Raw genomic sequence first — 18,797 nt, 5'->3', positions numbered from 1 at the left:
TCCGTAATAAGTTGGGAGTAGGCATATTTAACCAGGGGCCAAAGCATGGCCACATCAAGAAACGGCAAGAGGCGGGCCCCGAATCAAGGGGGAGGACCGTCTCTTTTTTGCGTGGGACGAGCACGGCCCCAACTCTATTACGGAATGATAGGAGCACGAACATGAATGAAGAGCTGATCAAGATGCTGCTCGCTTTTCGGGAAGAGCGGAACTGGGGGCAATTTCATAATCCAAAGGATTTGGCGATCTCGCTAAGTCTGGAGGCCTCCGAGTTGCTGGAGAATTTTCAGTGGAAATCATCCGAAGACGCGATGTCGCAGAAGAGGCAAGAAATTGCCGACGAACTGGCCGACGTGCTGATCTACGCGGTTTATTTGGCCGACGCGCTGGATCTTAACATCGAAGATATTATCCGGGACAAAATGCGGAGAAACACCGCAAAGTACCCGGTAGACAAGGCCTTTGGGAGAATGACCAAATATACCGAGCTATAGGAGTGCTGGCAGCATGATTATTTTAGAGGTAGTTCAAAAAGTCATCTTTTGATCACGAAGCAGAGTCATGGAGCTTAATCGGCATCGAATCTTGAATTCAGCCGGGCCTTCCGTTGCTCACGTAGGCTCTTCCTACGCTGCGCTACTCAGTCCCTAAGCTTCATCCAATCTTCTCGGTGCTGAAAACCTGACTTTTTGAACACTCATTTATAGCAGCAATGCTTTGAAGTTTCGGGAAACGGTGGACAACAACCAGATTACCGTGGAAATTGAGAAGGCATTTATTAATAAGATGGGGATGGATCAAGTATATGAGAGCAGTTGAATAGAGTGATAAAGAACTTCTAAGCCTCGTAGTACCCGAAGGCGCGGCAATCCTGAGTTTTTCTGTCAAATACCCAAACCATCAGCCTTTTTATAAAAGGAGGGTGGTTTTCCTTTTTCCATTTGTCAGATGTCAAAAAGCCATGGATGGCTCCGTAAGTAGAAAAATTAATTTGCTCCACAAACAAGTTAAAGTGCATTTCATTGTATGTTTGATTTGCTAATTGCCGCATGGCTTCACTGGTCTTTAAAAAATCATCCCCATGACTAGGCCCATAAAGTAAATAGCAGTCTATCGAGATAGCCTCCCCGTAAAAATAAATGGTATTTTTGCGATCTACAGGCACTATGGATACATTAAGATACTCCATTATTTATCCTCTTCATATATGGAAGTTCGAGGGAATTGTGAAAGAAACTAGTGACAATTTATATTTTAGTGTATATAAGCACTATTTTCAACAATATAATGCATATTCTGTTCTGTTTGTGGGCACAATGCTTCTCTAATCTGATAGAGAGGTGGTAAATCGTGCTACTGAAAGTCATAGGCAAACGGATCAAGCAATTGCGGAAAGAACAAGGACTTACACAAGAACAGCTTGCTGAAAAAGCCGGCGTAAACGCGTCATACATAGGAACCGTCGAACGGGGAACACGCAATATTTCCATCGAAACGCTGGAGAAAATCATTCAGGGGCTAGATGTGCCTCTAGCAGTGATGTTTCAGTTTCATGAAACGAAGAAGGTGGACTCCTGGAAAGATAAGGCCGAGGTTTTGGAGGTAATAAATTCGCTGCTTTATGATCGCTCGTTGGAGGAGAATAAGCTTATTTTCCGGGTGATTAAGGATGTTTTGGATACGATGGATGTGAAGAAGAAATAAGAGGCGGGGCTACTAGATAGCGAAAGGCTGACCCCAGTGTTTTTTTATATGTAAGATTGGAGAATGTAGAATAGATTTCGGTGTCATTTGTACTACCGGATGGAACGCCCTTTACATTTCCAGTTATATCCAAACGACATATAATCAATATGTGCGTTATGGGCTATACGCCTACATCCAATCAACTATGTTGAAGAAAAACAAGAATATGAGGAGGATGATGCGATGGACCAACATCATTGCAAAGCTGTTTCAAGCAGCTTACTACTTCGTTCGAATTCTCCTTATGATTCCTTGGAATCCATACCGAGAAGTAGAACTTAGCTCTTAGGGGCAAACCCGAAGAAAGCAGCTCTTCCAACATGACCACAGTACTTATGGACGGTTAACTTGGCGGTTACATCCATAAGTAGACCAAACCATGTAGGTAAGTATAGCTGGAATCTGCTTTCACTCGGGTTTATTAATTATTAATTGTTATCATTACCCAATAATATGCAGAAGATACAAAAAAGAGCCCTTTTAACTTGGCGGTTAAGGGCTCTTTCTTGATCAACTATGCCGATTCAGAATCGAATACTAAGAAGTAGTCAATCCCTTTGTGTGCTCCATGATAACATGTTCAACACCCTATTTCAACTTCGGAAGTGCAAATTTTTCACTAAATTTGTTCACTAAAATCTCTTTTTTGTGGAGGCCAAATTCGGGTTTGATCGAGGCATAATAGGACAACAAGGGCGCTTCCCGGGAGTGCCCTGTTTTTTTACCCCTATCTTAAATATCCTCCATTATTGATGTCGAAGGTCGCCCCCGTATAGTGCTTGGATTTATCGGACAACAAGAAAACTACGGTATCGGCCACATCCTCCGGCAATACGGGCGTGTCGATAAGTTGGTGACTTAGGTACTCTTTTTTTCTCCAGTCGGGGATCGTATCCATCATCGGTGTACTGACCATCGTAGGAGCGACCGCGTTCACTCGAAGGTATGGGGCGAAGTTCATGGCGCAGCTTTTCGTCAAGCCGAGAACGGCGGCTTTGGATAAACCGTAGATGGCATCCGAACTGCCTTCTAAACCCGACACGGAAGACATATTCACGATGACGCCTTTGCGCTGGCTTTGGATCATTTTTTTGCCGAACCGTTGGGAAAAATAGATGTACCCCTTCACATTGATATCGAGGACGTGGTCAATCTCATTTTCCTGGTAGTCCAGTATATTTTTCGCCAAATAAATACCGGCGTTATTGACTAAGCTATCGACGTCGCTGTGTTCCGCTTCCACATAGGCGAAGAATCTAGCGACCTCCTCATACTTGCTTACATCCAGCTGATAGGTATACAGACGATCTTGTTCATGTTCATTGACGGCCCCTTTTAAATGTTGCAGGGATGGCTCGTGAATGTCGCAAGCGAGGACCGCTGCCCCTTCCTGCAAGCACTGCTTGACGATTTCTTTGCCGATTCCCGATGCCGCCCCCGTTACGATGACCTTTTTATGTTTCAGCATTTCGAGCACTCCTTTTCCTAGAAAAAATGGTTCTATCCCGCTACCACTTAGTTCGTTCTTGCTCTACCAAAAACCTGTTTATCTGTTTATACTCATGCAGAGCGTACAGAAAACAAAGACAAACGTTTGCGCGAAGAAGTATATTAAAAATTCTACTCCTTCTGAAAAATCAGAAAATTTCTGAAAAACGTATTTATTTTTGGAATTTTCTGTGCTATTTTATTAATGTAACATATCCCAAAAATAGGAGATGGTAGAAAATGTACGGTAAGGTGAAGAAGTTGGTGTCGGGGTTGTGTTTATTTGCGATGTTTGCGCTAACGTTTGCGCAAGCGGCTTTTGCAAGTGACCAGCCGGTTCAACTGATTTCGGCCAATCTCTATATTTACAAGTTTGGCTATGTAGGATTCAGCGGCAAAGTGGAAGTCAGCAATCTGAGTCCTCAAAAAAACGTAACAATTCACTATACTCCGGGAGACGGAAAGTGGTACGATACGGACGCCTCTTATGAAGGGCCAGCCGAGGCAGGGCATGAAAAATGGGGTTTCGCCGTATCCACAAACAACATGAACAATACGCATCCCGAGCTCGTCAATGCCGAAACGATCCAATTCGCTATCAAGTATGAGGTCAACGGGGAAACGTATTGGGACAATAACAACGGCCAAAATTACTCCGTCAGCCGCTATACGGAAAGTTCCACCATTCTCGGGAAACCGAACGTCCTTCGCGCCTACGATGAAATAAGCCAGGACACCTTCCTGGGTGGCGTTTATGTAAAAAATTTAGGCTTCAGCAAACAGGTCAAAATCAAATATACCACCGATAACTGGGCAACCACGAAAGAAGCCGACGCCTCCTTTTCAATGCCGGCAAACTCCGACGACAGTGTAGAGGCTTGGCATTTTACGATCGATTCTATTGCCCCCAGTGTGTCGCAAATTAAGTACGCTATTTCCTACACCGTCAATGGACAAACTTACTGGGATAACAACTACGGACAAAACTACACCGTAAGCCGGTAAGCGGAGAGCATCCTATTCGCCGGCTTAACTAAAATCGCCCTCCGGTGGTCTTCTTGACCTACGGAGGGCGGCTTTTTTACGTATCTATCGTAATTGAGTTTAACTCTACCGGACAGTTAACTTCACATTTCCGAACACGGCTTTACTTCCCGGATCATCTCCCGGGTTGCTAAGCGCCATGCCGATATAAACCTGACGGCTCATAGAGATATTAGCGGTTCCGATCGTTTGCCACTTCTTCCCGTCGGTTGAAATCGAACCGGTGAAGGTGTTGCCTTTTCGGCTCAACTTCAGCCAGCTTGGAGCGGATGCATCCGCAGTCCGATCGGCTGTACTTCCCTTGGTGTCTACGCGATACTGGAAGGCTGCGCCGTTCTCGAGGGTAAGCACCATGTCCGCGTGCTTCGAATCGGCATTCAGCGACTCCCGGATCATAATGCCGGCCTTGGCCCAACCGTTCATAAGGTCCATCGACCGTACCTGAAGGATCATCTCCGCGTCGCCCTTAACGGGTTGATACACAAAATTCAGTTGATCCGCGCTCCCCCAAATATCCGTGGAACGGCTGCTCATTGTAAATTGTTTTTTGGAGGAATGGTATGATGCGTTCCCCGGCATCGAGCCGATATTTCTCGCCTTCCAGCCTGCCGGCAGTTGAGCCGGATAATCCTGCTCGACCGGGGGCGTCCAGTCCGGCGTCGGCCAGGTTGTACGTTCGTTGATTTTCGCCAGCTCGGCTTCGGGCCAAGTTCCGTCGGCAAAGAAGGAGAGGCGCTTCACGCCCGGATAATTATCGCGGATGCCTTTATAGACCTCCTGATATTCGTCATCGGTCCAGTCATTATCCAGCGTGGCCACAATGTCCACGGGATGGCCGCTGATCCGGTCACTCGTGTCCTTCAGAATGCCGTATTCCGTGCTGTAGACCCAATCGCTGTTGAAACCCCAGTCGTCGAAATACGCCATAGGCGCTATGAAATCGATATGTTGTTTAAACTTCGATACGTCTTGCCCGACCTCTCTAAACTCCGGCGGCAAAATATACACGCCGAGCTTCAAATCCGGCTTCGAGGATTGGGAAATATCCTGACGGATATCGCCTACATACTGTCCGATTTGATCGGTTCTCCATGCGTTCCACTGCTCGCGCTGAGGCGAATCCGCCTCGAAATCGATGCTAAGCGGGGAATACCCGAATTCCGCCTGATATTTCGCCACCGTGTAATCGCTGACGTCCATGTTGTAATTGTCGAAGCGGATCCAATCCAGCACCACGCCGTCCACGGAATAATTCTCAATCACTTCCCGGATAATGGACCGCTCATACTGTTGTACTTCATGATGAAGCGGATTCACGAAGTATTCGTTGCCGTTAGCGCCCGTAAATGGGGTTTGGACGCCGTTCACCAACGATTGCATCTGCCATTCCGAGTGCTTCCGGAAGGCCTCCTGATCATGGAATTGCGGAATCCAGGCATGAACCTTGATCCCGGCGGCATGAGCCGCCGTCAAGACCTCCCGCAGCGCATCGAAATTCTCGTATCCCTGCGCTATGGGCGCGATTTCGCTCCGGTAGAATACCCGTCCGGACGGTACCTCATCATCTTCATCCTGCTTGACGTTCATACTGATGACATCGACGCCGTAGCGTTTGGACATCGCGACAAAGTTCAGCACGTCCGTCTTGTTTTTAAACTGGTTCACCGTTCTGACAATGACTTCCGTTTCAAAAGGGGGGTTACTCCCCGCCGCCGCCATCCCCGAACCTGAAGCGCCCGTCACCGAGAAAGCCAACACCAAGCCTAGCACCGCCATGAACCTCGCTTTTAGCGCAACCCTCATATTCTTGCCTCCCTATGAAATAGTTGTTTTCCAGAATCCAACAAGTATTATTTAGTCGCCTTGATTTTCTTGACATTCTCCTGCCATCTTTCGGTTTTGAATTGGAGCAGCTTATCCAGCCCGGCTTTGGCCGTGTTCTTTTTGGCCGTCTCCAGGGCCGACAGCATCTCGGCATCCGACTTCGCATGGACCATCTGAGCAAAAGCAACGGTATGAATATCATGAATATTTTGGGCAATGATGCCGATTTCCGTATCCGGCACCGGGTCGGTATTCACAAATTCCGTAATGTCCATCGCGGTTTTCCAGGTTACGGTGGACTGCGCTATCGTCTCCCAGGATTTTTGATTCGCGGAAAGCGAAGCCTCCAGATTCATTTTGGCCGTATCGATAAATGTCGTATTTCCCGCCCAGTTAAAGTCCTCGAATTTTCTCATGGTTTCCGTACGCTCGTTGGCGGGCGTCGACTTGTACTTCTCGTTCGGAATCGGTGCTCCGTCCGCATCTTCTTCATCCCAGTATAAGCCTTTCGGACCGAAGAACAGAACCTTTTGCCCCTCCGGACCGGTGATCCAGTCATAGTAAGCAAAAATGGCTTCCGGGTCTTTGGCGCTGGTCGTAATCACATTCACGTTCCAACCCAATGTTTCGAAACCGCTTACAAAAACCTTATTTTTATCCAATCCGGCTTTATGAATCGGCCATATGATTTCATAACCGCTATTCGGATTACTTGCCGTCAGCGCGCGATGCCCCTCCGCACCATAGGTGGTGATGTTGGATTCAACCATGACCGCTACCCGGCCGGTGTTCACCTTTTCTTTGACCGCGTCCTGGGTTTGCTGCAGCGCATCCTGCGTAATCAGGCGTTCGCGGAACAGTTTATTGATATACAGCATCATCTCGCTAAAAGCGGGATCATCATAGATGGAGACCAGCTTGTCGCCTTCCGGATATCCCTTGAGGGAAATGAACTTGCTGGTGGAATTCTCCTTGAAGCCGCCATACATCATTTCAAGTCCGGCCCCCTTCTCCCCGACTTCAAGAGGCACGACATCCGGATATTTGTCCCGAACCTGCAATAAATATTGATATAGGTCATCGAAGGTTTCCAGCGCCGGTTTGCCAAGCGCGTTATAAATATCTTTATTGACCATCCAGCCGCCGTTGCCGAATTGTCCCGAGGTATACCAGTTGGGAATTTGATATATTTTTCCGTCCTCGGAGCGAAGCAGATTCAGGGTGGATTCTTTGACATATTTCTTGAAATTCGGATACTTCGCATAGTAATCATCCAGCGCCACGAGCTTTCCCGCTTTCGCAAGCCGTTCCACCGTTGCCCCCCGATCGGTAAAAATGACATCCGGCAGATCGTTGCTGACGATCATCGTGTTAAACTTTTCCGCGGCGGCCCCTCCGGATTGTATCGGTTCAACAGTCACTTTGCGGTTTTCCTGAATCCATTTCGTCGCTTCGTTCTCGGCCCAAGGCGCTGTCGTAAGCCAGTCGTAATGCCCATAGAAGCTGAAGGTTACCGGCTTGATTCCGCTGCCGTCATCGACGGCCTGGGTATCCGGTGTCCCCCCGTTTTTTTCCCCGCCCCCGCCGCAAGCTGTCAGAACAACAAGTAAAGAGACCATCAGAAGCGAGATCCATCTCATGCGTTTGCGCATTTTTTCCCCTTCTTTCTATAGAATATGGAGCTTGCTATTCTTTCAACGAGCCAATCAATACCCCCTTGACGAAATACTTCTGAAGAAAGGGATACGTTAAAATAATCGGGATCGTGGCGATCATCATCGTGGCCATGGTCAGCGACTTCGCCGTAATCGTCCGATTCCGGTTCATATGATCCAGTGCGATGGCATTGGATGAGGCGATGTCGGTCATGATGTTGGAGTTCATAATTTGGCGCAGCAGCGTCTGAATGGGCAGCAAGTGATCCGTCGTAATATAGATCGCGCCCGTAAACCAGTCGTTCCAGTGCCCCACTGCCGTAAACAAGGCAATCGTAGCCAGTACCGGGCCGGAGACAGGGATGACGATTTTAAAGAAAATGCCGTAGTTGCTGCAGCCGTCGATTTTGGCCGATTCCTCCAGCCCGTCAGGCAGAGCCGCGAAAAAGGTGCGAATGACGATCATGTTATAAACGCTGATGATGCCGGGGATCACCAGGACCCAAAAGGTGTCGAGCATGCCGAGAGAACGGATAAGCATGTAGGTTGGAATCAACCCTCCGCTAAAGAACATGGTTACGATAAAGAACACCATGTAGTGCTTTCGGAACAGCAACGCTTTTTTGGACATCCCATAGGCCAAGAGAGCCGTGAAAAAGACCGACAACACCGTGCCGCACAAGGTTCTTAGGATGGTGACCCAAAAGGAGTTCAATAAACGCTTATCCTGGAACACGATATAATAGTTCTCAAGCGTAAAGACCCTTAGCCAAAGGGTTATGCCGCCAAGCGCCGTGTCGCTCCCTTGGTTGAAGGAAATCACAAGCGAGTTCCAGAACGGATAAAGCATGATAACCGCGAGTAACGTCAACAGGATGTAAATGGTCCGCTGCAGGATTTTGTCACCCGGACTTAGTCTCATTTTTCATTCCCCCTTTAAGTTGAAGCCCCTACCAGAGACTAACATCTGCCCGGCGGGCGATCTTATTGGCTGTCACCAGCAAGATCACACTAATCACCGCTTTGAATAGCCCCACCGCTGTCGCGTAGGAGAATCGGGCATTCAAAATCCCGACGCGATAAACATAGGTATCGATGACATCGGAGTATTCCCGCAGGATCGGATTGGTGCCCAGCAGTAGAATATCTTCAAAGCCCGCGCTGAGGAGATTGCCGATGGCAAGAATCATGAAAATAATAATGATGGGCGCTATGCTGGGGAGTGTAATTAAGTAGATTTGTTTGAATCGGCTTGCGCCGTCTATGGAGGCGGCTTCATACATGGTCGGGTCAACGCCGGCGATGGCGGCAAGATAAACGATACTCGCAAAGCCGACTTCCTTCCACACGTTCACGCTGACCAGGATCGACCAGAAGTATTCCGGAACCGCCAGAAAGTTCACCGGCTCCTGGATCAGGTTGAAGCGCTCCAGCAAGAAATTCACCGTTCCGTTATCCACGGACAGAAGCGAGAATACAAAACCGGATACAATAACCCAGGACAGGAAATAAGGCAAGTAGCTGACGGTCTGGATAAAACGCTTAAAGGCCATGTTCCCGACTTCATTCAGCATCAGCGCAAGCAGAATCGGCGCCGGGAAGGAGATGATCAGCTTCAACAGGCTAATCACCAGCGTATTTCTCATCACGTTCCAAAACTCCGGCGCTTGGAAGAACATTTTGAAGTTCATGAATTGAACCCAAGGGCTCTTCAGGATTCCGGCGAAAATATCGTACTGCTGGAACGCCATAACCACGCCATACATCGGAATATAGCTGAAAATAAAGACAAAGATGATGCCCGGCCAAACCATGGACTGTAAATCCCACTGTTTGCCTAACTGCTTCCATTTACTTGACTTCGCAGCCGCCTTCATCGGTTTCCCCTCCTCTGGAACAGTCTATTGAAACTGGGGCAAGTACGTTTTGTTTTTCTCCAGCATTTCATCCAGCAATGGTTCGGCTACGGTGACGGAAGGCACCAGCGGATGGTGGACCATCGCCTGCAGCGCAGTGTCCCGGTCTCCATGCACGGCCGCTTCGATCGTCAAGCTCTCATATTGCTTCACGGCAGCCAGCAGCCCTTTGACGGAGTGCGGAATTTTCTGCAAAGGGATCGGCATCGGGCCTTGTTTGGTTACGATACAGTTGACTTCAATAGAGGCATTCTCGGGCAAAAAGTCGATGGTTCGGCCGTTCCTTACGTTCAGCGTCTGGATATCGCGTGAGTCATTATAGATAGAACGCATCAGCAGCACCGCCGCTTCGGAGTAATAGGCACCGCCGCGCTGCTCCAACTGCTTTGGTTTCTCCTTTAGCTCAACGTTCCGGTACAGCTCGAACAGCTCTTCTTCCACCTGCTTCACCACTTCGGCACGCGAGCCGGTCGTAGCCGCAGCTTCCCTTTGTTCGTCAAGCATAGCGTCCGTCATATAGTAATAGCTCAAATAATAGGATGGTATCGCTTTCAAAGAATTCAAAAAGCGGTGATCCCAGGCATCGAACGGCACATTGCTCGCCTTGTAGCTCTTTGGATAATCAATAAGCTCTTGCAGCCTGCTTACCCCATCGATCACCACATCGGATACCCAATGCAAATGATTAATCCCTACAAACTCCGCATAGATCTTTTCGATCGGAAGCCCAAAAAACTCGGAGAGCCACTTTTGAAAACCGATCGGCGAGTTGCACAGGCCTACACTCTTTACCGAAGAATATTTGTGGACGGCCTCGGTAACCATGCCGGCCGGATTGGTAAAGTTCAACAACCAGGCATCCGGAGCAAGCTCCTCGATGTCCTTGCAAATATCCAGAATCACCGGAATCGTGCGCAGGCCTTTCATCATGCCTCCGGGGCCGGTCGTCTCCTGACCGATGACATTGTACTTCAGCGGAATCAATTCGTCCCATTTCCGCGCTTCCAGCATGCCTACCCGGATTTGCGTGCAGACAAAGTCCGCTCCGGCGATGGCCTTTCTGCGATCAAGCGTCTCGCATACGGTAATCGGAAGTCCGGATTGGGCAATCATCCGCTTGCTCAGCTCCGCAATCGTGTGCAGCTTTTCCGTTCCCTCTTCAATATCCACCAGCCATATTTCGCTGACGGGCAGCTCTTTGTGATGCATGATAACGCCTTCAATAAGCTCCGGAGTATAAGAAGACCCCGCTCCGACGACAACCAGTTTCAGTGTTTCCTTCAAGATAGCCCCTTCCTTCACTCAATCGATTTATGGTTCATGAAGACTAGCATTTAATGGCTTGCGGCATTTCCGCCAGCGACAGACGATCAAGCATTTCGCGGTTTACTTGCATCCCGCTGTTTTCCATCGCCAGAACGACCGAACCGATGACCGGCTCCCGGGTTAAAACCCTTAAAGTGCAATCTGGAGCGGTCTGTTTCACGTTTCGTTCAATGGCCCCCCGAATGATCCCGGAGCGATCTCCTTTTGTCAGCAGACTGCCTGCAAGGACGATGTCAAACGTACCGGTTTCCATCCCCAGTTGCAGGATCGTCGCCGAGGCGGCAAGGCCAAGTTCGTCCCCTTGCTTGATCAACAGCCCGGCAGCTACCTCATCCCCTTCTTCCGCGGCTTGAAACAGCAGTTCCGCAATATGGGGAGGCAAGTCTCTGAAATCGTCCAAGTAATCCTCCCTAAGCTCCGAAACATGGGAATAGCCCAGCAAACTCGTTAAGCGTTCCGATAAAACCGTTGGCTTCTCTCTTCCTTCATCCGCTCGCATTACACTGCGGAAGACTTCGACGCTCAAATCGTACCCTCCGCCGAAGTCGCCAAACCGGTAGCCAAACCCGCCGCACTGGTAAGTTTCGCCTTGCGGATTTTTACCGGCGCAGTTTACGCCCGATCCGCAAATCAGGACCACGCCATAACTCTTTTCCGTGCCTGCCCGCAATGCAATCCAGGTATCGCAGGAAATATCGGTTCGGGGCAGGCCGAGTCGGCGAATCATTGGCCGCAAAATCCGGAAGTCGGACTCTCTATCCGCTCCCGCGAGGCCGAACCAGGAGAACTCGACTTGTTCCGGTGTCAGTCCCGAAACCTTGAGCGCTTCCGTTACAGCCCGATGCAGATTCGCCCCTGCCTGCTCCCGATTTTTTTGATGATTTCCGTTTCCCCCTTGACCTACACCGATGACGCTGCCTTGTTCATCCGCAATGACCGCGTAGGTTTTACTTCCGCCTGCATCAACGCCCAAAAAGTACCTCACAAATCGTTCACTCCTATTTATTTAGGTTTGCCTTACAGGTGCCGTGGACTCGCGTACAAGAAACTGAGGGGCGAGCTTGGTTACAGCAGCCGGCATCACCTCCCCGTTGATCAGCTTTAGCAGCAAGTCGACGCCGATGCTGCCCATCTGCGCCTCCGGCTGTCGGACTGTCGTCAACCGGGGGAAGAATTCACCTACAAACTGCTGATCATCGAAGCCGACAACCGAGATATCGTGCGGTACCAGAATCCCCTCCTCGCGAAGGGCTTGAACAACCCCAAGGGCGATAAAGTCGTCTCCGGAAAAAATAGCGGTCGGCAGCTTATCTTCGCGAATCCATCTTTTGGCCACTTCATATCCGCTGCTTACCGTAAAACCGCAAAATTCCATACCGAACGGCGTTAAATCGGCTTCATTCAGCGCTTGAACATATCCCCTCTTGCGCTCCTCTACGCTCAGGAACACTGAGGGGCCACCGATATGCGCGATTTGGGTGTGTCCCAGATCAATCAGATGCTTCGTAGCCTCATACCCGCCTTGATAGTTATCGACGACCACACTGGGAACATCCTCATGCTGGAATTGATTATCCAGCAAAACGAACGGAATGTTTTTTCGCTTCAGTTCAACTACATATTCGTTTTCTCGAAGTGGAGACAACAAGATAATGCCGTCTACCCGGTCCCTCTGAAACAAAAAATTATCCTCCACCTCGTTTTCAGCGATGGATAAGGCCAGAAAGTATCCTTGCTCCGCCAGTTTGCGATTCACCACCCGAATAACGCGATCATAGAAAGAGTCGTTGAAGTTCGTGATCGACATTCCGATGACTCCCGTTTTACCGCGTACCAGACTGCGTGCCGCCGAATTAGGCTGATAGTTCAACTCCTCGATGGCTTGGAGAACCTTCTGTCTATTTGCTTCCCGGACCGACGGCGAATTGTTCAGGACTCTGGAAACCGTCACTACAGAGAGCCCTGATTTCTTGGCTACATCATGGATGTTCATCTATGGATTGCCTCCATTGCATATAAGTTTAAAGGTTTTAACTTTAGGGGAAAATAAAAAACAGTTTATCTTTCTTGCTATAGAAATTTCCTTGCCTAACAAGAGAATTACCGGTAGAACCATCCGGGAATAACGTGTACAAAAGTTTAAAGGTTTTAACTTCGCTTTGATATTAGCACCATTCCCAAAATCCGTCAATAACCAAATTCCTTCCGCTTCCTGTCCTCTCCTTGTCCTTTTTAGGGCCAACGATGGCCGTAAATCCGGGATAAAATGATATTGTCGAAGAAATAGAAATTGCATATTTAATCCTAACGCGGGGCCGTGAATGAGACTTTCACGGCCCTTTTTTCCCGTGTGGCCGGTTTCGGGGAGTGCCGCGGTCCTTTCATTTGGGACAAGCCTCAATTGCAGCGGGTGATGAGACCAGGTAGGCGCTATAAGAGGAAGGGCGTTCGAACGTAGTGCAAAATGAGGATTTACCAAGATGAGGGCAAGCCGCGAGGGCTCCCTGAACTGTGTCGCGGCGCGGGAATTAAGCGTTAAACGAAGGCAGGTGAGGATTTGTCGCAGTCAACCTTAAACAACGTGGTGCAAAGCGTGGCCGACATGCTCACGGCAAGGTTCCCTGAGCTGCCTGTTCACACGGAGCGCGGGTCGGATAGTTTACCGGTGCCGTGCATTTTTGTGCAACTGCTGAAGTCGGAACAGACCCGGGAGTTGAACCGCCGGTTCAAGCGGACGTATTCGCTGGACGTACAGTTCTTCCCTCCCGTGGAGCGCGGCAGGTATTCCGCTAATGAGGTGGCGGAGCAGTTCTATGAGCTGTTTGCGGTCACTTCGGCGGATGATGGACTGATGCCCGGAGCAGGAATACACACCGAATGGAAGGACGATGGGACACTGCATCTGTACCTGACTTTCTCGCATTTCGTCTGGGTACCGGCCGGCGAAGTCGTGAAAATGAGAACACTCCGGCAGGAGGGGATGGTCAAACATGGGGATTAAAAAGCAAGCGGACAAGCAGGAGACGCTTGTGGAGCGAGAGCGAACCTTTTCTAAGGCACAGTTCTTGGCGGCCAGACGTTTTAGCGGCGTGGAAAAGGACATTTTGCAAGTGGTGCTGGAGGACGGGGCTGCCTATACGGAAGCCGAAGCTGAGCAGGCGGTACAATCATTTATCCAAAGAGGAGTGAAGGAACATGGCTAATGGCACATGGACAACGCAAAATAAAGTATCTCCGGGGACATACATCAATTTTAAATCGGCGGCTCGCCCGGTGGGAACGGTTGGCGAGCGCGGGGTGGCGGCTTTTCCGGCACCGCTGCCTTGGGGGCCAAGCGGCGTGATCAAGCTGGAGGGAGAGTCGTTTCTGCAAAACGCGCAGAAGCTGCTGGGCTTTCATGCGGCTGACGCGAGAATCCGCCATATCGCGTCGGCAATGGCGCATGCCGGCAAAGTGCTAATCTACCGGCTGGGCGCGAAGAACGCAGCACAGGCGGCTGCGGTCATCGGCAATTTGAAGGCCACGGCCAAATACGGCGGCACCCGCGGCAACGACCTGCAAATCGTCGTTCAGGCCAGCGTGGACCAGCCGGATGTCTATGAAGTGCGCACGCTGCTGGAGGGTGAAGAGGTGGACGCGCAAATCGTCGGCACGGCGGAGGCGCTTAAGAACAACGACTTCGTCACGTTCTCAGGCAGCGGCGAGCTGACCGAAACGGCGGGAACGGCGCTGGCAGGCGGCAAAGAAGGTACCGGCGGCAGCGGCGACTGGACCGACGCGCTGGCGGCGCTGGAAGCGGAGGAGTTCGACGTGCTCGGTTTGCCGACTGACGATTCGGCGCTGAAGCAACTGGCCGTAGCTTACACGAAGCGACTGCGGGAGCAGGAGGGCAAAAAAATCGTCACCGTCCTCTACAACTACCCGCAAGCGGACTATGAAGGGGTCATCAGCCTGAAGAACAGCGTCGTGACCGCGGACGGTTTGACGGTGGAGCCGATCTACCTGTTATGGGAAATCGCCGCCATGGAAGCGGCGGCAGGGGTCAATGAATCGCTCACCTACACGGAAATTCCGAATGCGGTCGACGTAACGCCGAAGTACACCTACAGCGAGATGATCCAGGCGCTGCAAAACGGCGAACTGGTCTTGTCGGCGTCGAACGGGAAAGTGCAAATCCAACAGGACATCAATACGCTGACGACGTTTACGGCCGACAAGGCTAAGCATTTCAGCAAAAACCGCGTGGTGCGCGTGCTGGACACGATCGCCCGGGACATTCAGCGCACGTTCACCGCGAGCTATATCGGAAAAATCGGCAACAACGCGGACGGCCGCAACTTGCTGAAGGGCGAGGTGCTCAGCTATCTGGGGAGCCTGCAGGGGATTGGAGCGATTCAGAATTTCAACGCGGAGACCGATTTGGAAGTGCTGCCGGGCATCGACGGGGACGCCGTTGTCATCAATCTGAGCGTGCAGCCGGTGGACAGTATCGAAAAAATCTACATGACCGTCACGGTCAACTAAGGAGGACGAAACGATGGCAGGTTCTTTTTTTAATGTGAGAGATGCGGTAAGCGGCAAGCAGGCCAAGGCGTTCGTAGTAATTGGCGATCGGACGGAGGAACTGTTCTACGCCAAAACTTTGGAATCGACGATCGAAAAAACGAAGGTGGACGTTCCGACCCTGGGCAGAACGGGGACGCCGCAGCGGTCGGCCGGCTGGAAAGGTACGGGTACGCTGACGATCTACTATGTTTCCTCTTTATTCCGCAAGCTGATGGAAGACTACGTGAAGAACGGGACCGACTTCTGGTTTGACCTGATGATTACGAACGAGCAGCCGGGAAGCGGCGCGGGCAAACAAACCGTGTTCCTGCGGGGCTGCAACCTCGACAGTATCATTGCGACCAAATTCGACGCGTCCAGCGAGGATATGCTTGAGGAGGAAATTCCGTTTACCTTCGAGGATTACGATGTGACGGAGTCCTTTAACGCGATTCAACCGACCAACTAACGATATTTTCACGAGAAAATAAAACGATACAGGAGGAATTCACGAATGAGCTCTTTATCTGCTTTTTTTGCCCAAAACGCCGCCGCCGGACTGGTGGAGGAAGTCGTCGTATCCGACCGGTTTAAGGACGAGCAAGGTGTGCCTGTACCATGGCGGCTGCGCAGCATGACCGAGGACGAGAACGAGGCGATCCGCAGATCCTGCCAACGGAAGGTGAAAGACAAGGGGATGGTCAGCTTCGAGACCAATACCGACGAGTATTTGGCCAAGCTGGCGGTTGCCAGCGTCGTGTTCCCGGACTTGAAAAACGCCGAGCTCCAGCAGTCTTATCAAGTGATGGGCGCGGACCAATGCCTACGGAAAATGCTGCTCCCGGGCGAATACGCCACGCTCGTACAGAAGGTACAGGAGATCAACGGCTTCGATAAAAGTATCAACGAATTGGCGGACGAGGTAAAAAACTAATCGATGAGGGCGACGGCGAATCCGTCTGCGCCCTCTTTGCTCTAAACCGGTTCCACTTGATGCCCTGGGAGTTCGCCGCGCTGAACGTCAGACAAAAAGCCGCGCTCATCGCGATGATTCAGGAGATCATCAAGTCGGAGAAGAAAGCGGTGAAGAAGAAATGAACCTCCTGCCCGGAAAGAAGGTGAAGACTTGGCAGATGCGACCTTAATGCTGAAAGCTTATGATAACGCGGGCCGGATGCTTCCTCAGGTGATACAGCCGCTTGAACAGTCGGTGACCGTTTTGAATGCCTCGGAAAGAGCAGCGCAAAACAATGCAATGGCCATGCTGTTCTATACTGAAACCGTCCAAAGAACGATGACAGTCGTAACCCAGGTCCGGAAAGAAGTCGGGGAGTTGGCGAAAGCCCAAGAAAAGCTCAACCAAGCGACTGACAAATCGGCCAAGAAGGCGAGCACTTTTGTCACGGCCCTCAAAAAGATTGACGTAAAAAAGATCGCGGATGCCGGCAAGCCGCATCTGGAGCGTTTCTTAAATATCGGAGCACAGCAGCAAACCGCCCTGGACCAAATTTCGACTCGTGCGGGGGGCTCGGCGGCAGGGAAGCAAATTTTCGATCAGACGGCCGCGCAAGCGTTGAATTATGGGCAGGATGTCAACGCCGCCTTGGCGGGTACCCAGCGGTTTATGGCCAAAACGACCGATCCGGGGCAATTGGAGAAGCTGAATATGCTGGCCATGCGGCTCTCGCAGTTAAATCCCGGGAAAGGACTTGAGGGGGCTACCGGCGCAATTTCGCAAATGCTGTCCGGCGACACGAAAGCCCTGAGCTCGGATTACAACATTCCCGAAACCGCGGTGAATCAAGGCGCAATCAAATCGGCAGTCAAGCAGGGTGACGTCAACGGAATGATCGCAGCGATGGACCAATTGCTGAATAAGCAGAACATGACGAAGGCGGCCTTTGAAACGATGATGGACACGCCGGCCGTGAAATGGAAGCGGGTGGTGGACACCTTTAACTTTCAGCTCGGTTCGGTGGGACGGGAAGGAATCAACGCGCTTGGCCCGATGTTTGACACGCTCCTTGAAGCTTTGAACGGCGAGGCGGTTACAAACTTTATCAGCGGTTTTGGAACGGGTTTAAGCATGGTTGGGACCTTTTTGAGCGGAGTTGTCGGCGCAGTATCGTCGTTTCTTGAGCTGCTCAACTCCGGGGGAGGCTCAGCCAGCATGATGCTGTTCGGCATAGGGGCGGCTTTGGTACTAATGACCGCGCTGCTCTGGGGCATGATCGCTCCTGTTGTGGCCCAGGCCATAGCCTGGCTCGGGGTTTACTGGCCGCTGCTGCTTATTGCCGCAGGGATCGGGCTGCTCATCGGTTTGCTGATGAGCTTTGGAGTTTCCGGCCAAGAGATTGTGGGGTTTGTCGTCGGGCTGTTTTACGGGTTGTTCGCGACTTTGTACAACTTGGTCGCCACGGCTTACAATTTGTTCCTCAGTTTTGCGGAGTTTATGATCAACTTGTTCATCAATCCGGTGTATGCGATCAAAAAGCTGATTTATGACCTGGTGATGACGTTCGGCGGGTATATGTACGATATGCTTAGGTCCGCGGAGGACTTTGCCAGTGGTTTTGTAGGTATGATTCTTAAAATGGTTAATGGCGGATTAAAGCATATCAATTGGCTGATCGACGGCATTAACAACTTGTTAGGCACTGACTTCAAGAAGAAAGAACTCCTTTCTGAAGATGACCTTAATCTTCATATCCTTAGTGACGGCCTAAAAAGCGCATTGGACAGTTATAAAGCGCCGGAAATGCCGGATAATGTCGTCAGTTTCGACCGTATGCAGCTTAAGGACACCTCCGGGGCTGTCGATGAAGGCCGTAAGCTGGGGTCGGAGTCTTACGATAAGTTCGCAAATAAACTGAACAACTTCGGCAAATCCGGTTTCGGCAAGGATCCATCCAAGGACAAAAACCCCATGGGTACCGGGGGGATGGTGCCGGGATCTGGACTAGGAGTTGGGAACCCCGCCAATACCGCCAATATCGGCAGTGTCGGAAACGTCGGCAGTGTGGACCGCATTAATGAAACCGTGGACATTTCCTCGGAGGATTTAAAAATGATGCGGGAGCTCGCAGAAATGAAGAATATTCAAAATTTCGTTACCCTGCAGCCGTCGATCAGTTTCGGCGATACCCATGTCCGCCAGCAGAGTGACATCAATACGATCATCGCGCATATTTCCGAAAAGCTTGAGCGGGATATCGCCTCGTCGGTGGATGCTGTGTATGGTTGATAGGAGGGA

18 protein-coding genes are annotated in these 18,797 nt (G+C 50.6%); 9 read left to right on the top strand and 9 right to left on the bottom strand.

The features are described 5' to 3' along the window. Nucleotides 1-161: 161 nt before the first annotated feature. Nucleotides 162-494, top strand: a complete 333-nt coding sequence (locus V4U88_RS06770; RefSeq protein WP_334072501.1) for a nucleotide pyrophosphohydrolase — start codon at nt 162-164, stop codon at nt 492-494. Nucleotides 495-838: 344 nt separating this feature from the next. On the opposite strand, the gene V4U88_RS06765 is transcribed toward V4U88_RS06770, so the two are convergent. Beyond that, the gene (locus V4U88_RS06765; protein WP_334072500.1) at nt 839-1,189 is read right to left on the bottom strand and encodes a hypothetical protein; all 351 of its coding nucleotides are present in this window, start codon (nt 1,187-1,189) and stop codon (nt 839-841) included. Between the two features lie 161 nt (nt 1,190-1,350). On the opposite strand from V4U88_RS06765, the gene V4U88_RS06760 reads away from it, so the two are divergent. Next, complete coding sequence (locus V4U88_RS06760; RefSeq protein WP_334072499.1) at nt 1,351-1,704, top strand: helix-turn-helix domain-containing protein; 354 nt, start codon at nt 1,351-1,353, stop codon at nt 1,702-1,704. A 769-nt stretch (nt 1,705-2,473) separates the two neighbouring features. Here V4U88_RS06760 and V4U88_RS06755 read toward each other — a convergent pair. Continuing rightward, entirely contained in the window at nt 2,474-3,214 is a 741-nt protein-coding gene (locus V4U88_RS06755) for an SDR family NAD(P)-dependent oxidoreductase (protein WP_334072498.1), read from the bottom strand. A gap of 260 nt (nt 3,215-3,474) precedes the next feature. Here V4U88_RS06755 and V4U88_RS06750 point away from each other — a divergent pair, with 260 nt between their 5' ends. Continuing rightward, nucleotides 3,475-4,239 (top strand): hypothetical protein, encoded by a 765-nt coding sequence (locus tag V4U88_RS06750; RefSeq protein WP_334072497.1) that lies wholly within the window; start codon nt 3,475-3,477, stop codon nt 4,237-4,239. Nucleotides 4,240-4,344: 105 nt separating this feature from the next. Here the strand turns inward: V4U88_RS06750 and V4U88_RS06745 are convergent, their stop codons facing one another. The 7 genes from V4U88_RS06745 to V4U88_RS06715 are packed head-to-tail and all read right to left on the bottom strand — an operon-like array spanning nt 4,345 to nt 12,992. Continuing rightward, complete coding sequence (locus V4U88_RS06745; RefSeq protein ID WP_334072496.1) at nt 4,345-6,081, bottom strand: family 10 glycosylhydrolase; 1,737 nt, start codon at nt 6,079-6,081, stop codon at nt 4,345-4,347. A 47-nt stretch (nt 6,082-6,128) separates the two neighbouring features. Next, nucleotides 6,129-7,754: an extracellular solute-binding protein gene (locus tag V4U88_RS06740; RefSeq protein WP_334072495.1), complete on the bottom strand. Its 1,626-nt coding sequence runs from the start codon at nt 7,752-7,754 to the stop codon at nt 6,129-6,131. A 34-nt stretch (nt 7,755-7,788) separates the two neighbouring features. Continuing rightward, nucleotides 7,789-8,679 (bottom strand): carbohydrate ABC transporter permease, encoded by an 891-nt coding sequence (locus V4U88_RS06735; RefSeq protein WP_334072494.1) that lies wholly within the window; start codon nt 8,677-8,679, stop codon nt 7,789-7,791. A gap of 28 nt (nt 8,680-8,707) precedes the next feature. Further along, nucleotides 8,708-9,634: an ABC transporter permease gene (locus V4U88_RS06730; RefSeq protein ID WP_334072493.1), complete on the bottom strand. Its 927-nt coding sequence runs from the start codon at nt 9,632-9,634 to the stop codon at nt 8,708-8,710. Nucleotides 9,635-9,658: 24 nt separating this feature from the next. Beyond that, nucleotides 9,659-10,957: a 6-phospho-beta-glucosidase gene (locus tag V4U88_RS06725; RefSeq protein WP_334072492.1), complete on the bottom strand. Its 1,299-nt coding sequence runs from the start codon at nt 10,955-10,957 to the stop codon at nt 9,659-9,661. A 43-nt stretch (nt 10,958-11,000) separates the two neighbouring features. Continuing rightward, complete coding sequence (locus V4U88_RS06720) at nt 11,001-11,984, bottom strand: N-acetylglucosamine kinase (protein ID WP_334072491.1); 984 nt, start codon at nt 11,982-11,984, stop codon at nt 11,001-11,003. Between the two features lie 21 nt (nt 11,985-12,005). Next, a complete protein-coding gene (locus tag V4U88_RS06715) occupies nt 12,006-12,992 on the bottom strand; it encodes a LacI family DNA-binding transcriptional regulator (protein ID WP_334072490.1) in 987 nt (328 codons plus the stop codon). Nucleotides 12,993-13,556: 564 nt separating this feature from the next. Between V4U88_RS06715 and V4U88_RS06710 the strand changes: the two genes are divergently transcribed. From V4U88_RS06710 to V4U88_RS06685, 6 genes are all read left to right on the top strand, one after another. Then, nucleotides 13,557-14,000, top strand: coding sequence for a phage tail terminator family protein (locus V4U88_RS06710; protein WP_334072489.1), 444 nt, complete (start codon nt 13,557-13,559; stop codon nt 13,998-14,000). Next, on the top strand, nt 13,990-14,202 hold the full coding sequence (locus V4U88_RS06705) for a hypothetical protein (RefSeq protein WP_334072488.1): 213 nt from the start codon (nt 13,990-13,992) through the stop codon (nt 14,200-14,202). Before V4U88_RS06710 ends, V4U88_RS06705 begins: the two co-directional genes overlap by 11 nt. Beyond that, on the top strand, nt 14,195-15,523 hold the full coding sequence (locus tag V4U88_RS06700) for a phage tail sheath family protein (protein ID WP_334072487.1): 1,329 nt from the start codon (nt 14,195-14,197) through the stop codon (nt 15,521-15,523). Before V4U88_RS06705 ends, V4U88_RS06700 begins: the two co-directional genes overlap by 8 nt. A gap of 13 nt (nt 15,524-15,536) precedes the next feature. Continuing rightward, nucleotides 15,537-16,013: a phage tail tube protein gene (locus V4U88_RS06695; protein ID WP_334072486.1), complete on the top strand. Its 477-nt coding sequence runs from the start codon at nt 15,537-15,539 to the stop codon at nt 16,011-16,013. Nucleotides 16,014-16,058: 45 nt separating this feature from the next. After that, nucleotides 16,059-16,478, top strand: a complete 420-nt coding sequence (locus V4U88_RS06690; RefSeq protein ID WP_334072485.1) for a phage tail assembly chaperone — start codon at nt 16,059-16,061, stop codon at nt 16,476-16,478. A gap of 192 nt (nt 16,479-16,670) precedes the next feature. Continuing rightward, on the top strand, nt 16,671-18,788 hold the full coding sequence (locus V4U88_RS06685) for a hypothetical protein (RefSeq protein ID WP_334072484.1): 2,118 nt from the start codon (nt 16,671-16,673) through the stop codon (nt 18,786-18,788). Nucleotides 18,789-18,797 lie beyond the last annotated feature (9 nt).

This window comes from Paenibacillus sp. A14 (assembly GCF_036864815.1).
In the GTDB taxonomy this organism is placed as follows: domain Bacteria; phylum Bacillota; class Bacilli; order Paenibacillales; family Paenibacillaceae; genus Fontibacillus; species Fontibacillus sanfengchensis.
The sequence above is the reverse complement of the archived record's forward strand: the minus strand, read 5'-3'. Positions and strand labels throughout refer to the sequence as shown.

Bases quoted from the DNA above. Each gene is read 5' to 3' on its own strand.
- V4U88_RS06715 (WP_334072490.1), bottom strand. From the start codon at position 12,992: ATGAACATCCATGATGTAGCCAAGAAATCAGGGCTCTCTGTAGTGACG.
- V4U88_RS06695 (WP_334072486.1), top strand. From the start codon at position 15,537: ATGGCAGGTTCTTTTTTTAATGTGAGAGATGCGGTAAGCGGCAAGCAG.
- V4U88_RS06740 (WP_334072495.1), bottom strand. From the start codon at position 7,754: ATGCGCAAACGCATGAGATGGATCTCGCTTCTGATGGTCTCTTTACTT.
- V4U88_RS06770 (WP_334072501.1), top strand. From the start codon at position 162: ATGAATGAAGAGCTGATCAAGATGCTGCTCGCTTTTCGGGAAGAGCGG.
- V4U88_RS06745 (WP_334072496.1), bottom strand. From the start codon at position 6,081: ATGAGGGTTGCGCTAAAAGCGAGGTTCATGGCGGTGCTAGGCTTGGTG.
- V4U88_RS06735 (WP_334072494.1), bottom strand. From the start codon at position 8,679: ATGAGACTAAGTCCGGGTGACAAAATCCTGCAGCGGACCATTTACATC.
- V4U88_RS06700 (WP_334072487.1), top strand. From the start codon at position 14,195: ATGGCTAATGGCACATGGACAACGCAAAATAAAGTATCTCCGGGGACA.
- V4U88_RS06755 (WP_334072498.1), bottom strand. From the start codon at position 3,214: ATGCTGAAACATAAAAAGGTCATCGTAACGGGGGCGGCATCGGGAATC.
- V4U88_RS06750 (WP_334072497.1), top strand. From the start codon at position 3,475: ATGTACGGTAAGGTGAAGAAGTTGGTGTCGGGGTTGTGTTTATTTGCG.
- V4U88_RS06765 (WP_334072500.1), bottom strand. From the start codon at position 1,189: ATGGAGTATCTTAATGTATCCATAGTGCCTGTAGATCGCAAAAATACC.
- V4U88_RS06730 (WP_334072493.1), bottom strand. From the start codon at position 9,634: ATGAAGGCGGCTGCGAAGTCAAGTAAATGGAAGCAGTTAGGCAAACAG.
- V4U88_RS06690 (WP_334072485.1), top strand. From the start codon at position 16,059: ATGAGCTCTTTATCTGCTTTTTTTGCCCAAAACGCCGCCGCCGGACTG.
- V4U88_RS06705 (WP_334072488.1), top strand. From the start codon at position 13,990: ATGGGGATTAAAAAGCAAGCGGACAAGCAGGAGACGCTTGTGGAGCGA.